The sequence below is a fragment of the Buchnera aphidicola (Myzocallis carpini) genome (genome assembly GCF_964059025.1).
GTDB lineage: Bacteria > Pseudomonadota > Gammaproteobacteria > Enterobacterales > Enterobacteriaceae > Buchnera_L > Buchnera_L aphidicola_AK.
In genome coordinates, this window is the sequence record NZ_OZ060376.1 from 202059 (window position 1) to 218435 (window position 16377).

At 22.7% G+C, this 16377-nt stretch carries 15 protein-coding genes; 8 read left to right on the forward strand and 7 right to left on the reverse strand.

The window, feature by feature from the left end:
- Positions 1-4 precede the first annotated feature (4 nt).
- Genes era through lepA form a run of 4 tightly spaced genes read right to left on the reverse strand, consistent with a single transcriptional unit; the run spans position 5 to position 4343 of the window.
- Entirely contained in the window at positions 5-856 is an 852-nt protein-coding gene (gene era, locus AB4W53_RS00910; protein ID WP_367672092.1) for a GTPase Era, read from the reverse strand.
- Complete coding sequence (gene rnc / locus AB4W53_RS00915) at positions 853-1539, reverse strand: ribonuclease III (protein ID WP_367672124.1); 687 nt, start codon at positions 1537-1539, stop codon at positions 853-855. Before rnc ends, era begins: the two co-directional genes overlap by 4 nt.
- Before the next feature lie 17 nt (positions 1540-1556).
- Entirely contained in the window at positions 1557-2525 is a 969-nt protein-coding gene (gene lepB / locus AB4W53_RS00920) for a signal peptidase I (protein ID WP_367672094.1), read from the reverse strand.
- 30 nt (positions 2526-2555) lie between these two features.
- The gene (lepA, locus tag AB4W53_RS00925; RefSeq protein ID WP_367672096.1) at positions 2556-4343 is read right to left on the reverse strand and encodes a translation elongation factor 4; all 1788 of its coding nucleotides are present in this window, start codon (positions 4341-4343) and stop codon (positions 2556-2558) included.
- Between the two features lie 163 nt (positions 4344-4506).
- Here lepA and mnmA point away from each other — a divergent pair, with 163 nt between their 5' ends.
- From mnmA to ribA, 8 genes are all read left to right on the forward strand, one after another.
- On the forward strand, positions 4507-5637 hold the full coding sequence (mnmA, locus tag AB4W53_RS00930; protein WP_367672125.1) for a tRNA 2-thiouridine(34) synthase MnmA: 1131 nt from the start codon (positions 4507-4509) through the stop codon (positions 5635-5637).
- A 33-nt stretch (positions 5638-5670) separates the two neighbouring features.
- Positions 5671-7047, forward strand: coding sequence for an adenylosuccinate lyase (purB, locus tag AB4W53_RS00935; RefSeq protein WP_367672097.1), 1377 nt, complete (start codon positions 5671-5673; stop codon positions 7045-7047).
- Between the two features lie 50 nt (positions 7048-7097).
- On the forward strand, positions 7098-7880 hold the full coding sequence (locus tag AB4W53_RS00940) for an enoyl-ACP reductase (RefSeq protein ID WP_367672099.1): 783 nt from the start codon (positions 7098-7100) through the stop codon (positions 7878-7880).
- Between the two features lie 64 nt (positions 7881-7944).
- Positions 7945-9876 carry an exoribonuclease II gene (locus tag AB4W53_RS00945; RefSeq protein ID WP_367672100.1) on the forward strand — a complete coding sequence of 644 codons (1932 nt, stop codon included), beginning with the start codon at positions 7945-7947 and terminating at the stop codon, positions 9874-9876.
- 148 nt (positions 9877-10024) lie between these two features.
- Entirely contained in the window at positions 10025-10672 is a 648-nt protein-coding gene (locus tag AB4W53_RS00950; protein WP_367672101.1) for a YchE family NAAT transporter, read from the forward strand.
- Between the two features lie 67 nt (positions 10673-10739).
- The gene (gene lipB, locus AB4W53_RS00955; RefSeq protein ID WP_367672102.1) at positions 10740-11381 is read left to right on the forward strand and encodes a lipoyl(octanoyl) transferase LipB; all 642 of its coding nucleotides are present in this window, start codon (positions 10740-10742) and stop codon (positions 11379-11381) included.
- 84 nt (positions 11382-11465) lie between these two features.
- Positions 11466-12386 (forward strand): lipoyl synthase, encoded by a 921-nt coding sequence (lipA, locus tag AB4W53_RS00960; RefSeq protein WP_367672103.1) that lies wholly within the window; start codon positions 11466-11468, stop codon positions 12384-12386.
- Between the two features lie 341 nt (positions 12387-12727).
- Positions 12728-13321: a GTP cyclohydrolase II gene (ribA, locus tag AB4W53_RS00965; RefSeq protein WP_367672104.1), complete on the forward strand. Its 594-nt coding sequence runs from the start codon at positions 12728-12730 to the stop codon at positions 13319-13321.
- On the opposite strand, the gene yciA is transcribed toward ribA, so the two are convergent.
- The 3 genes from yciA to trpB form a co-directional block, all read right to left on the reverse strand.
- Complete coding sequence (gene yciA / locus AB4W53_RS00970) at positions 13304-13714, reverse strand: acyl-CoA thioester hydrolase YciA (RefSeq protein WP_367672105.1); 411 nt, start codon at positions 13712-13714, stop codon at positions 13304-13306. The two genes, ribA and yciA, sit on opposite strands and share 18 nt — an antisense overlap.
- Positions 13715-14340: 626 nt before the next feature.
- Positions 14341-15174: a tryptophan synthase subunit alpha gene (trpA, locus tag AB4W53_RS00975; RefSeq protein WP_367672106.1), complete on the reverse strand. Its 834-nt coding sequence runs from the start codon at positions 15172-15174 to the stop codon at positions 14341-14343.
- Entirely contained in the window at positions 15171-16364 is a 1194-nt protein-coding gene (gene trpB, locus AB4W53_RS00980) for a tryptophan synthase subunit beta (RefSeq protein ID WP_367672127.1), read from the reverse strand. Before trpB ends, trpA begins: the two co-directional genes overlap by 4 nt.
- Positions 16365-16377: the final 13 nt, after the last annotated feature.

The following is a 16377-nucleotide window of genomic DNA, read 5'->3' on the forward strand; positions in this document are numbered from 1 at the left end:
ATTTTTAAATGCTCCTTTGTTGCACTTTTAATTTTAATATTATTTCTTTTGTGTTAAGAAATTTTTGGATATCTTTTTTTGCTAAAAAAATACAATACTTTATTTTTTTACCTTTACTTCCAATAATAATCTTTTTGTGTCGAATATTTTTGACAAAAATAGAAGCATATATATTATATACTCCATTTTTGTCAATAAAACATTCTTTTATTTTAATTTTAATTAGATAAGGTAATTCTTGATTTAAATTATTAAGAAATTTTTCTCTAATAATTTCAGTAATCATAAAATTATTAGAAATATTTGTTTGATCTTGTTTTAAAAATTGATGTGTATCTTTTGGTATATTTTTTTGAATAATATTAATTAATATGTCTATATTTTCTCCTGTTTGTGCAGATACAGGAACAATTTCCATAAATTGATGTTTTAGATTGATTTTTTTGATAAAAGGTAATATTATTTTTTTATTTGTAATACAATCAATTTTATTAATTACTAGTATAATAGGTATAGAATTCTTTGTAATACTATTTAATATTTCTTCATCTAATGTAGACCAATGAGTTTTTTCGATTATAAAAAGAATTAATGATAAATATTTTTTGACTTTTAATATATTATTTTTTATATATTGAAATTGTTTGTTGAATTGCATACCTGGTGTATCTATATAAATTAATTGATAATTTTGAATAGTTTGTATACCTAAAATATTTTTTTCAGTTGTCCCTTTTTTATTCGAAATAATAGATATTTTATTTCCAATAATTTTATTAAAAATACTGGATTTTCCAACATTTGTTTTTCCAAAAATACCAATCTTTCCACAATAAGAATAATTATTATTTTTCATTTTATTCCTAATTGTATTAAAACTTGATAAGCAGAATTTTGTTCCGCTTTTCTTCTACTTGTTCCTATACCAATAAATTTTATTTCGAGTGCATAGACTTCGCACTGAATTGTAAATAGTTGATTGTGTGTTTCTCCATATATTTGTATTATATGATATTCGGGTAATGGTGAATGTTTAGCTTGTAAGTATTCTTGTAGTAACGTTTTTGAATCTTTTTGTGTATTTCCTGGGCTGATTTTTTGTAATCTCTTTTGATACCATTTTAGTATTAATTTTTCTACAGTCAGGATATCACTATCTAAAAAGATACCCCCTATCAATGCTTCCACTGTATTAGCTAAAATAGATTCTCTTTTAAATCCCCCACTTTTTAATTCCCCTTGTCCTAATTTTAAATGTTCTCCTAATTGAAATTCATAAGCAATTTTTGCTAATGTATTTCCTTTTACTAATGTTGCCCGCATTCTACTCATATCACCTTCATTAATATCTGGAAAAGATTTATATAAAGCATTTGCAATTACAAAACTTAAAATAGAATCACCTAAAAATTCTAATCTCTCATTATGTTTATTACTTGCACTGCGATGTGTAAGTGCTTTTTGTAAAATTCCCTTTTTTATAAAAAAATATCCTATTATTTTTTGTAGTTTGTAAATCACAATATAGCTCGTATTAATTTAATAGTATTTATGAATTAATGAATTTTTCCAATTCGAGATATGTCAATACCTGTAGGCCATTGGTGTTCTTTTTTTTCTATATGCATCCATATATAATTTGCTTTTCCTAGAATATTATTTTCTGTTACAAATCCAAAAGACCTACTATCTATACTATTATCTCTATTATCTCCCATAACAAAACATTGATTTTTAGGTACTATCCAAGATTGTTTTGGTTGATTGTTTTGATGGAAATATGATTTTATTATGTTTTTTTGGATATTAGAAAGTATAATATTATATTTGTAATTATCAATATTTTCTTGATACATATTATGATGTATATCTGACATGGATAATGTTTTTTTTTCTTTAAAAAGATTTTTTATGATTGTAAAAAAATTTATTTTTTTATTAATATAATTATTTTCTTTTTTTATAAGTTTATCATGTACAGAAATTTTATTATTTTTATTATTTTGAATATTTTGATAATTTTTATATATTGTGATTTTTTTATTAACATGATCATAAGAAATTTTATCTCCTGCGATTGCTATGACTCTTTTGATATACATTGTATTAAAATCTTTTAATGATCTAAAGATAATTACATCGCCTCTTTTAGGATGGTGAAAAGTAATAATTTTATGATTTGTGAATGGATTACTAATACCATATGAATACTTTTGTACTATAATATAATCTCCGGTAGATAATTCTGGAAACATAGATTGTGAACAAATATAAAATGGTTCATATAAAAAACATCGTATAATAAAAATTAATAATAATATTGGAAATATACCACCAATATTTTTTATAAAACATTTATTTTTACATTTTATTGTATTTTTAGTATGATAATTTTTTTTTTGTATTTCAATATTTTTAATAAATCTTGTTTTTTTTTGATTATATAATTCTATTTTATTCGCAATCCATATAATTCCTGTAGTAAATAATAAAATTGTAAAAACTTTTAAAAACATGCCTTCCATATTTAAATTTCCTTATTTGAAATAATTATATTATTTTTCAGATAATATAGAAAAAAAAGTTTCTTTTGGAATTCTTATGTTACCAATTTTTTTCATTTTTTTTTTACCATCTTTTTGTTTTTGTAATAACTTTTTTTTTCTACTAACATCTCCTCCATAACACTTTGATAATACATTTTTTCGTAATTGTTTAATAGTACTACTAGCAATAATATTATTTTCTATAGCAGCTTGTATAGAAATATTAAACTGTTGTCTGGGTAGTGAAGATTGAATTTTTTGAATTATCTTTTTTGCTTTATTATATATATTATTACGATGTAAGATTAAAGATAAAGCATCTATTTTTTCTGAATTAATTAAAATATTTAAACAAACAACATCAGTTTTTTTAAAATACTGAAAATGATATTCTAAAGATGCATAACCACTTGATATAGATTTTAGTTGATCAAAAAAATTTATAATAATTTCGGAAATAGGAATATCATATTTTAATAATACTTGATGTGTATGGTAAATAATATCTTTTTGTATTCCTCTTTTTTCTAAACATAATTTAATAATTTTACCAATATATTTAGGTGGAGTTAAAATATTACATAAAGCAATTGGTTCTCTAAACTCTTTAATTTCATTTAACTTAGGTAGGTTTTCTGGATTATTTAAATGAATTATTTTCTTATTTTTTTTTTCAATTTCATAAATTACAGTTGGTGTTGTAGATATTATACTTAAATGATATTCTCTTTCTAGTCTTTCTTGTATAATTTCCATATGTAATAATCCTAAAAATCCACATTTAAATCCAAAACCTAAGGAATGAGATTTTTCGGGTTCATATGATAAAGCAGCATCATTCAAACGTAATTTTCCTAGTGCAATTCGAAACATTGGGTATTGTTCAGTATGAATCGGAAATAATCCTGCAAAAATTTTAGGATGAATTTTTTGAAATCCAGCAATAGTATTTTTTGTAGGATTTTCAAAGGATGTTAATGTATCTCCTACAGAGAACGCTGTAATATCTTTTATTCCACAGGTAATCCAACCAACTTCTCCAGATATTAATTGTTTTTTATTTTTTTGTTTTGGTGTAAAAATACCTAATTGATGTATGGTATATTTTTTTTTAGTACTCATTACTTGTATTTGCAAATCTGAATATATTTTTCCATTTTTTATACGAATAAGAGAAATAACTCCTAAATAATTGTCAAACCAGGAATCAATAATTAAAGCTTGCAGTGCATTACTTACAGAACCTTGTGGAGGAGGTATTTTTTGAATAATAGTTTCTAAAATATCGGAAATTCCTGTTCCTGTTTTTGCAGAACATTGAATAATATTTTTTGTGGAAAGTCCAATAGTTTCTTGAATTTCTTGTATTACTTTTTCTGGATTTGCATTTTTTAAATCCATTTTATTTAAGATGGGTATTACAATTAAATTCATTTTTAATGCCATGTTACAAGTAGCTACAGTTTGTGCTTCTACTCCTTGACACGCATCAATTACTAATAAAGCTCCTTCACATGCGCTTAAAGAACGTGAAACTTCATATGAAAAATCTACATGTCCTGGAGTATCAATAAAATTTAAATAAAATTTTTCATTATTTTTATTAATATATTGAACAGTAACACTTTGTGCTTTAATAGTAATTCCTCTTTCTTTTTCTAAGTCCATAGAATCTAATACTTGATTAGACATTTCTCTTGTTGTCAATCCTCCACACATTTGAATGAAACGATCCGATAATGTAGATTTTCCGTGATCAATATGTGCTATAATAGAAAAGTTTCTAATATTTTTCATATTTTATATTTATATGTTATATAATAATTATAATACTATTTTTAATATATACTATATTATCTTTATATAATATTTTTATATATAATAATTATTATATACTATCATTAATAAATTTATTATATATAGAAAAATAATTTATTAAAATATTAATATTGATTTTATTATATTGATTAATATGAATATAAAAAAAAAAGTTATTGTAGCGATGTCTGGAGGTGTTGATTCTTCAGTATCTGCTTATCTTTTATTAAAGCAAGGATATATAGTAGAAGGAATGTTTATGAAAAATTGGGAAGAAGATGATAAAAATAATTTTTGTTCTTCTTCTCAAGATTTATCTGATACTCGATTGGTATGTAAGAAGCTTGGAATTATTCTACATGAAGTAAATTTTTCTGAAGAATATTGGAATTTGGTTTTTGAAAAATTTTTGTTAGAACATAGAAAAGGTAAAACTCCTAATCCTGATATTCTTTGTAATGAAAAAATTAAATTTGGTATATTTTTTAATGTAGCGCAAAAAATATTTAAGGCAGATTATATTGCTACAGGACATTATGCACAAGTAAAATATTTTAATAAACAACCAATGTTATTACGAGGTTTAGATTCCAATAAAGATCAAAGTTATTTCTTACATCGAATGACCTTGAATAAACTAAGAAAAATTTTATTTCCAGTAGGTCATTTAAAAAAAAAAACTGTACGTAAAATAGCTCAAAAAATTAATTTACCAAATGCAAATAAAAAAGATTCTGTTGGTATTTGTTTTATTGGTTCTTGTAAGATGAAAAATTTTTTAAGTCGTTTTATAAAAATTAAAAAAGGTAATATTGTTAATAGTGATGGTTATATTCTTGGTATACATCACGGTTTAGTTAATTATACGATTGGACAAAGAAAAGGAATAGGAATTGGTGGTATTTCTGGGAAAAAAAAATTTCCTTGGTATGTAATAGAAAAAAATTTATTCAAAAATACACTAGTTGTTTGTCAGGGTAATAAAAATATTAAGTTACTTTCTATTGGATTAATTGCTATAGATGTTCATTGGATTAGTATGATGAACATTTCTAATATATTATATTGTACTATAAAAACTAGATATCAGCAAAAAGATATTTCTGGTAAAATAATATTAATATCTTTAAATTCTGTAAAAATATTTTTTAATACTCCAATAACTTCTATTACTCCAGGTCAATCAGTAGTTTTTTATATGTTAGATATTTGTTTAGGAGGAGGGTTTATTAAACAACCAATATTTTTATCAAAAGATACATATTATACATAATATAGTATATTTTCTCATTTTGGAATTGTATTTATGAATGATTTTTCTTTATTAGCGATTTCTCCAATAGATGGTAGGTATTATAAAAATACTAGAAGATTAAAAAAAATATTTAGTGAGTATGCATTTTTTAAATTTCGTGTGAAAATAGAAATTAAATGGTTACAAAAATTATCTTCTATATCAGAAGTACTTGAATTACCTGCACTAACTACAAAAAATGTTCAAATATTAAATAATATTATTGATAATTTTAATTTTAATGATGCTAAAGAAATTAAAAATATTGAAAAAATTACTAATCATGATATAAAATCAATTGAATATTTTTTAAAAAAAAAAATATCTGAAAAAATTATTGATTATAAAAATATAATTAATTTTATTCATTTTTCTTGTACTTCAGAAGATATTAATAATTTAGCTTATGCATATATGATGAAAATAAGTAAAATTGATATATTATTACCGTATTGGAGTAAAATACTTATTACTCTTAAGAGTATGGCAAAAGATTTTAAAAACATTAGTATGTTATCCAGAACACATGGACAGCCAGCAACGCCTTCTACTTTGGGTAAAGAAATAATAAATTTTTATTACCGTTTATATAGACAATTTAAACAATTAAAAAAAATTAATATTTTAGGAAAATTTAATGGTGCAACAGGTAATTACAATGCACATATTATTGCTTACCCATTAATTAATTGGAAAAAAGTTAGTGAAGAATTTGTAACTTCTTTAGGATTTCATTGGAATCCATATACAACACAAATAGAACCACATGATTATATATCTGAAATATTTAGTTGTATATGTAGATTTAATACAATTTTAATTAATTTAAATCAAGATTTTTGGGGATATATTTCTTTAAATTATTTTATTCAAAAAAATAGAAAAAATGAAGTAGGTTCGTCTACTATGCCACATAAAATTAATCCAATTGATTTTGAAAAATCGGAAGGTAATTTAGGATTATCTAATGCTATTATGAATCATATGATTTCAAAATTACCGATTTCTCGTTGGCAAAGAGATTTAAGTGATTCTACAGTATTAAGAAATATTGGTATTGCAATTGGATATTCAATGATATCATATGATGCTATACTATCAGGATTACAAAATATTCAAGTAAATAATATAAAAATTAAAGAAGATTTATATAATCAATGGCAATTGTTATCTGAACCTATTCAAACTGTTATGCGACGTTTTGGAATTTCTGATTCATATGAACAATTAAAAAAATTAACTAGGGGTAATAATATTAATTTTCAAGATATACATAAATACATTGATAATTTAACTATTCCTAAAAAAGAAAAAAAAATTTTAAAACAAATAACACCAATGAATTATATTGGAGATGCTATTAATATAGTTCAAAACATTTGTAACTAATATATTTGATTTTTGAAAGTATTATCAATATTATAATATTTAGGGCGAAAATGGGATTTTTAAAAAATAAAAAAATTTTAATTACTGGTATGTTAAATGAATGGTCTATTTCATATGGTATCGCTCAAGCTCTATATGAACAGAATGCATCATTAGCATTTACCTGTATCAATCCGAAAAACAAAAAAAAAATTCAAAAAATTGCTAAAAAATTTAATTCTAACATTGTTATTACTTGTGATTTATTTAAAACAACTGGTATACAAAAATTATTTTTGAATTTATTTAAGTATTGGGATTTTTTTGATGGTTTTGTACATTCTATTGCATATACTCCAAAAAAACAATTTTCAAAAAACTATCTTTCTACAATAAATATCAAAGATTTTGAAAAAACTAATAATATTACTTCTTATAGTTTGATTGCTATGATTCAATCATGTCAAAAAAAATTAAATCAAGGTTCTTCTATTGTTACGTTAACATATTTAGGTTCACAACAAGTGATTCCATATTATAATATTATGGGGTCTGCAAAAGCTTCATTAGAATCTAATGTTCGATATATTGCTAATGTTCTTGGTCCAAGACAGTGTAGAATTAATGCAATTTCGGCAGGTCCAATTAAAACTGTCTCTTCTTATTGTATCCCTAATTTTCGAAAAATATTATCTTTTTCTAAAAAATTTTCACCAATAAAAAGACTAGTAACAACAAGAGAAATAGGAAATACAGCTGCATTTTTATTTTCTAATCTTTCTAGCGGTATTACAGGACAAATAATTTATGTTGATGGGGGTTTGAATATATCTTCTATGAACCATTTATTTTAATTATTTTATGTATTATATTTTTATATTTATTATATTTGATTACTAATATTTTGAGTTTATAACCATGTTACAATATAAAAAAAAATTGTTAGAATTAAAGAATAAATTTCATGTTCATACAGTACATGTAATAGGATTAGTAAAAAAATACGATAAAAGGTATGGTTTTTTGAAAATAACATCCAAAATAAATTATGTAATTTCAAAAAAATATATTAAACAAGTGATGCATGGTGATCGTATTACCGCAATAATATATACACAAAAAAATCAAGAATTTGTTAAACCACATCAATTAATTAAACCATTTTTAAATATTTTTATAGGGAAAATTAATAAAAAAAATGATGTTATTTTTATTAAACCCGATTATCCTTTTCTACAGGAATGTTTAGTATATTTTGATAATTATAGTGATGGTATGCATGTTCAAGATGGTGATTGGTTTATTGCAAAATTATTTAAACATAAATTACGAGACCATGAATCTTTTAAAGCAAAATTAATAAAATTCGTTACTTCTGCATACGATAAGTTAATTCCTTGGAAAATAACATTATCACATTATCATTTGGAGTATCATTTTCCAAAAATTAATAGTTGTGATACAACTTTTAATTTTAATATTTCTAGAAAAGATTTAACACATTTATCATTTATTACCATTGATAATGAAAATACACAAGATATAGATGATGCAATATTCCTTGAAAAACATGGTAGTATGATTAATTTAATTATAGCCATTTCTGATCCTACTGCATATATTACTGAAGGAAGTAATCTAGATATTTTGGCATCTAAGAGACTATTTACAAATTATTTACCTGGTATCAATCTTCCAATGTTACCAAAAGAATTATCAGAAGATGTATTTTCTTTACATGCGAATTTTAAAAAACCAGTTTTAGCGTGTGAAGTACAAATTAATGAACAAGGTAATATTTCTAAAAGTAATTTTTTTTTAGCTTGGATTTGTTCACATGCTCAATTAACATATAATAATGTTACTAATTGGGTTACAAAAAATGGTGTTTGGAATCCAAATAACAAAAAAATTACTAATCAAATTAATTTGTTATATGAGTTATGTCAAAAAAGAATTTCTTGGAGAAAAAAAAATTCCCTAATTTTTCAAGATAAACTAGAATATCAATTTCATTTTACATATGATTACGAAATTATTAATATTACTACTATGCATAGAAATATTGCACAAAAAATGATTGAAGAAACAATGATTATTGCCAATATTTGTGCAGCAAAATTTTTATCTATGCATTTAGGTTTTGGTATTTATAATGCCCATTTAGGATTTAATCATATATATATTAACAGGATATCTTATATACTCAAAGATAATAATATTGATATTGATATTTCTAAAATTCATACTTTCCATGGATTCTGTAAAATTCGTAGTTTTTTAAATAATATTTCTAATGATTATATAAATAATCGTATTATAAAATATCAATCTACTGCGTTTATGAGTTTAATACCTCAACCTCATTTTGCATTAGGTTTAACAGAATATTTAACATGGACTTCTCCAATTAGAAAATATAGTGATATGGTGAATCATAGATTATTAAAAAGTATTATTTTGCAGTCTCCATCTAAAAAACCTAATAGTACGATTTTAAAAAATATTATGAAGTGTAAAAAAAAATATCATATAATAAAAAAAAATATAGAAAACTGGTTGTATATACAATTTTTTCAAAAAACCAATATTTTACATAAAAATTTTGAAGCAGAAATTTTCAATTTAACACCATATGGTATGCAAGCATTATTATTAATTAATGGGGCAACGATATTTATTCCTATTTATCATGTAAATTATGATCAAAAAAAAATACTTTGTGATCAAGATTATGGTATTTATTATTTTAAAGGGAAAATAATATATCAAGTTTCTGATAAAATTTTAGTTACTATTATTGCTATTAAAATAGAATCTCGAAAGATATTTGCTAAAGTGTTTTCATAAATTAATATAATTATTATATGATATTTTCAATATAATATTTTTAATATATTCATTATAATTCTTAAAATATATTTATATAATGTTCGATTTTTTCATTTACTAATATTTTATAGTATCTTTTTTATACTTATAATCTTTAGGAGATCATTTGCATTATTTCAATGTAGATTTTTCAATTTATATTAATTATTTTGCAGGTTTATTTGCTTTAATTAATCCAATTGGAATGATACCTATTTTTTTAGGATTAACTGGATTTCAATCTGTTAAAAAAAGAAGTATTATCAATACTATAGCTAATATTTCTGCAGCTATAATTTTAATTGTTACATTATTTATTGGAAGTATTATTTTAAAGTTTTTTGGAATATCGATAGAATCGTTTCGTATAGCAGGTGGATTATTAATTGTAAGTATTGCAATTTCTATGATTAATGGTACACTAATGAATAGTATTTTATATAAAAAAAATAAAAATCAATCTGTGTATTACAAAGAAAATATAAGTATTATACCATTAGCTATGCCATTAATTGCAGGACCTGGAGCTATTAGCTCAACTATTATATGGAGTACACATAATAATCATTTAAACAATAAAATCTATTGTAGTATAATAATATTACTGTTTTCTTTTTTTTGTTGGGTATTATTTCAAATGGCTCCATGGTTTATTAAAATACTCGGTGCTACAGGAATTAATATTTTAACAAAAATTATGGGTCTTATTTTAATGTCTTTAGGGATTGAATTTATTATTGAAAGTATTAAAATTCTTTTTATTAAAATTTTATAATATTAATATTTTATATTTAATCTATATGTATATATAATATATTTAATATTTTATTGAAAATTATCACATGATTTTTAAAAAAAATACTATTATTATTCGTAATTTAGGAATAACGTATTGGAAAAATATTTTTGATTCTATGAATGTTTTTACTGATATTCGTAATAATAATACCTTAGATGAAATTTGGTTTGTTGAACATTATCCTATTTTTACTCAAGGGCAAATAGAATATAACAAGAAAGAACAGTATATTAAAAAAATACCTGTTGTGCATTCTAATAGAGGTGGTAAAATTACATATCATGCCCCTGGACAACAAATTGTTTATTTTTTATTAGACTTAAAAAGATTAAAAATAAATATTAAAACATTACTATTTTTAATGGAAACAGTAATATTAGAAACATTATATAAATTTTCTATTTATGCAAATAATAAAAAAAAAAATCCTGGAATATATGTTAAGAATAAAAAAATTTGTTCTATCGCCTTAAGAATTAAAAGAGGGTGTTGTTTACATGGTTTTGCATTGAATATAAGTATTAACTTAAAGCCTTTTACATATATTCACCCATGTGGTGATAGTAATATTATTATGACAAAAATGGATATTTATAATAAAAATGCTACTATATGTACAGTTTATAAAGTTTTAATTGAACAAATAGAATTATTTTTTAATTGTCATTGTATTGTTATCAGTTGATCTAATGTGCAAAATATTATAATATAATATGTATTTTTATATTTGATATTATATGATTGTTTTGAAAATATTATGGAAAACAATATGTATGATAATGATGATCAAGTAATTACTCCTGGTATTATAAAAAAATATCAATATAACAATAATAATGTTTTATCCAAGCCTAATTGGATTAAAATTAAATTACCGTTATTTTCAGAGAATATTAATAGATTAAAAAAAATCCTAAAAGATAATAATTTACATACAGTTTGTCAAGAAGCAATGTGTCCTAATTTATCAGAATGTTTTAATAATAAAACTGCAACATTTATGATTTTAGGAAATATTTGTACAAGACGTTGTCCTTTTTGTGCTGTTGATAAAGGTAGACCTAATGTTGTGAATAAAGAAGAACCCAAAAAACTATCAGAAGTAGTACTAAAAATGGGTATTAAATATGTTGTTATTACCTCTGTTAATAGAGATGATTTAAAAGATGGTGGAGCAAAACAATTTAGTAAATGTATTAAATATTTACGAATGCAAAAATATTTAAAAGTTGAAATTTTAGTACCTGATTTTCGTAAAAAAATGAAAATAGCAATTAATATTATATCAAAATATCCTCCACATGTATTTAATCATAATATAGAAAATGTACCTAGATTGTATAAAATTATTAGACCTGGAGCAAATTATATACATTCTTTAAAATTATTAAATTTTTTTAAAAAAAAAAACCCTAATGTTCCTACAAAATCTGGTTTAATGTTAGGTTTAGGAGAAAAAAATGCAGAAATTATAAAAGTATTAAAAGATTTAAGAGATAATGGCGTCAGTATGTTAACATTAGGGCAATATTTACAACCAAGTGATAAACATCTTCCAGTAAAAAAATACATTAGCCCCATTGAATTTCAATATTTTGAACGTGAAGCATTTTCTATGGGCTTTTCGAATGTTTTTTGTGGACCTTTAGTAAGATCTTCTTATCATGCTCATCTTCAGTTGAAAGAATAAGTATTTCATGAATATTATATTTTTTTAATTTTATATAAAAATTCTATTGTGTGTTTATAATATTTCTATAAAGTCGTACAATTTTTTTTCAAAAAAAGAAATCTGCTGTGTAAAAATGTTAATAAAATAATAATATATATTATATAATAACATATTGAAAAATCATATAGTATATGATAATTATTAATTATCATTAATCATATTAGTTTATTTTATGATGATGATAGTATAAAATTTTTACAATATTGAAATCATATTTTGAATATCATTTATATGGTTTATAATGTATTTCATTTTTTTCAAAGTAATTTAATGTAAAATTAATATTGATTAGAGTAAATATGAAAATTAAACGTATACAGGATGCAATGTTACCTACTCCCTGGGGAGAATTTATTATTATTGGTTTTGAAGAAACCTTACAAGATAAAAATCATGTTGTTTTAACTTACGGGGATATCAATCCTAATATTCCGGTATTGTTAAGAATTCATTCAGAATGTTTAACTGGGGATGCCTTATTTAGTTTAAGATGTGATTGTGGTGAACAATTAAAAGTTTCTTTAATGACTATTGCAAAAGAAGGTTGTGGAATTCTTATTTATCATAGGCAGGAAGGAAGGAATATTGGCTTATTAAATAAAATAAAAGCATATAATTTACAAGATCAGGGATTTGATACTGTAGAAGCAAATCACAAATTGGGATTTTCTGCTGATGAAAGAGATTTTACTGTTTGTTCAGATATATTAAAATTAATGAATATTCATAAAGTAAAATTATTAACTAATAATCCATTAAAAATAAACATGTTAAATAGTTTAGGTATTCAAGTAATAGAAAGAATAGATTTAATTGTGAAATGTAATCCAAAAAATACAAAATATTTAAGTACGAAAATCAATAAAATGGGTCATTTAATTCCTAATATCTAATTTTTTAAAAACAGGTCGTGGTTTTCCATTATTATCAATAGCAACATAAATAAAACATGCAACTGCACTTTTAAAACATGCTCCTAAAGGGGGAGAGGATATTTTTTTAATCCAAGTTTCTACTTTAATTTTTAAGGATGTGTTTCCAATATATATACAGTTTGCATAGCAGGTTATAAGATCACCAACTAATATTTGTTTTATAAAAAGCATATTACATACTTTGAGTGTTACTACTTTTCCTTTAGAAATCTCTTTTGCCAAAATAGCACCTCCAATATCCATTTGTGCCATTAACCATCCACCAAAAATACTTCCATTAACATTAGTATTACATGGCATCGCCAATGTTCTTAATACTATTTTTTTTTTATTATTATATTGTATATTCATATATTGTATTCTATTGTTATATAATTGATGTTTGATATTATCTATTATATATTTATATATAAATTTTTTCACTAATATATAAATAATGATATTAATATTCTATGTTTTTATATATTATAAAATATATTTTATTATATATTATATATATGTATAAAATGTTAATGCAAGTAATGACATTTTTAGTACAATGTTAAGTATTAAATTATAAAACATGAATAGTATATTTAATATTATAAAAAAAATCATTATATTTAAAGAAAAGAAAAAGAATTGTAATATCAAATATATTATTACTATAAATAAAAAAGATAATATTATTTTTAATAAAATTTTGTTGTTTAAAAAATGAATGTTTATTATGTACTTTTTCTTTAAAAAATATATTATCAATGTAATTATTGTTAATAGATAAATTAGGTTAATACATTTGTTAAAAATATATTTTAAAAACAATGCTATAAATAGCGTTATTATTAATATTTTTAAAAATTTAAACATTTTTTGATATTTTATTATTTTATACAATTGCATAATTTTTATAATATTTAATATTATGGTTATAAAAAATATTTTCAATAAAAAATCATATAAAATATATTATACCAAAAAATTTAAAATAAAAAATATTATATATTAAGAAAATTATGTTTATCTATGATTTTTGTCGCTTTTTTGAATTTTTTTATTAATATTGTTATTTTTTGAAACAAGATATTAATATCATTTTTATGTTTTTCAATTAATTGAATAATCTTTGACCCGCAAATAATTCCACTCGTTCCATATGATAAAGATTTTTGAATTTCTTTGGTACTAGAAATACCAAAACCTTGTAAAATAGGAATAGTGTTGTATTTTTTAATTGTTTGAATAATATTTATATTAGGTTTGATAAATTTATTTTTTAAACCAGTTACTCCTGTTCTAGAAATTAAATAAATATATTCTGTACTTTTTAATGCAATATGTTGAATTAGTTTTTTTTCTGCATTAGGGGGGCAAATAAAGATATAAGATATATTATTTAATTTTGCGTATTTAATAAAAATTTTGGATTCTTCTATAGGAATGTCGGGTATTACGATTGAGTCAATTCCATTTTTTTTACATAATTCAAAGAAATGTTTTATTCCTTTATTAAAAACAATATTTGCATATACTAAGATTCCAATAGGTAATTCAGTATATTTTATGCGTATTTCTTGAATAATATTAAAGCAATTTAATATAGATATTTTATTTTTTAGTACACGTTGACTAGATTTTTGTACTGTAATTCCATCTGCTATTGGATCGGAAAAAGGAAATCCTAATTCTAATGCATTTGCTCCAGATGTTATTACGATATCAATAATTTTATAAAATATTTCTATTGAAGGATCTGCAATCATTAAGAATGGCATGAAGCATCCTTCATTATTAGTATATAATTTTTTAAACATATTTTGATATCTATTCATAATACATTTCCTGATAATATATCATGACTGATTGTTGATATGTCTTTGTCACCTCTTCCTGATAAATTTATTATAATAGTTTGTTTTTTTTGGGGGTTGTGATGCATAATTTTTAATGCATATGCAATGGCATGAGAAGATTCCAAAGCAGGTATAATACCTTCATGTTTACATAAAATAGAAAATGCATGAATAGCTTCTTTATCTGTAATAGATTTATAATCTACTCTTCCAATTGAATGCAACCAAGCATGTTCGGGACCGATAGAAGGAAAATCTAATCCAGCAGAAACAGAATGAGATTTTTTAATTTGTCCATCTTCATTTTGCATTATAAAAGATTTCATTCCAAAATATATACCGATTTTCCCTTTATGGAGAGGAGATCCATGTTTCCCTGTGTGAATACCTAAACCTCCCGGTTCAACTCCAATTAATTTGACATTTTTATCATTAATAAAGTCATAAAATATACCAATAGCATTAGATCCTCCTCCAACACAAGCAATAATAATATCTGGTAATTTTGATTCTTGTAATAAAATTTGTTTTTTTGTTTCTATACCTATAATTTTTTGAAACTCTCTTACCATGGTAGGATAAGGATGCGGACCTGCTGCTGTTCCTAACATATAATAACTATTTTCATAATTTTCTGACCAGTATCTTAAAATTTCATTGCATGCATCCTTAAGCGTTCCTGATCCGCTAGAAACTGGTACAACTGATGCTCCCATTAATTTCATTCTGAAAACATTATCAGATTGTCTTTGGATATCCTTAGTTCCCATATAAATTTTACATTTCAAATTTAACAATGCACAAGCAAATGCAGTTGCTACTCCATGTTGTCCTGCACCAGTTTCTGCTATAATTTGTTTTTTTTTCATTTTTTTTGCTAATAATGCCTGTGCTAATACCTGGTTAGTTTTATGAGCTCCTCCATGTAATAAATCTTCTCTTTTTAAATAAATTTTTGTGTTTGTATTTTTTGTAATATTTTTACATAATGTTAATGGAGTTGGCCGACCTGCATAGTTTTTTAAAAGATTTGATAATTTATTTTTAAATTTCTTATTATGTATGGCATCTACGAAATGTTTTTCTAATTGATTTAATGCAGGTACTAATATCTGTGGAACATACATACCACCAAAATCCCCAAAATATGGATTTAATAAATTCATTATTTTTTTCCTGAAA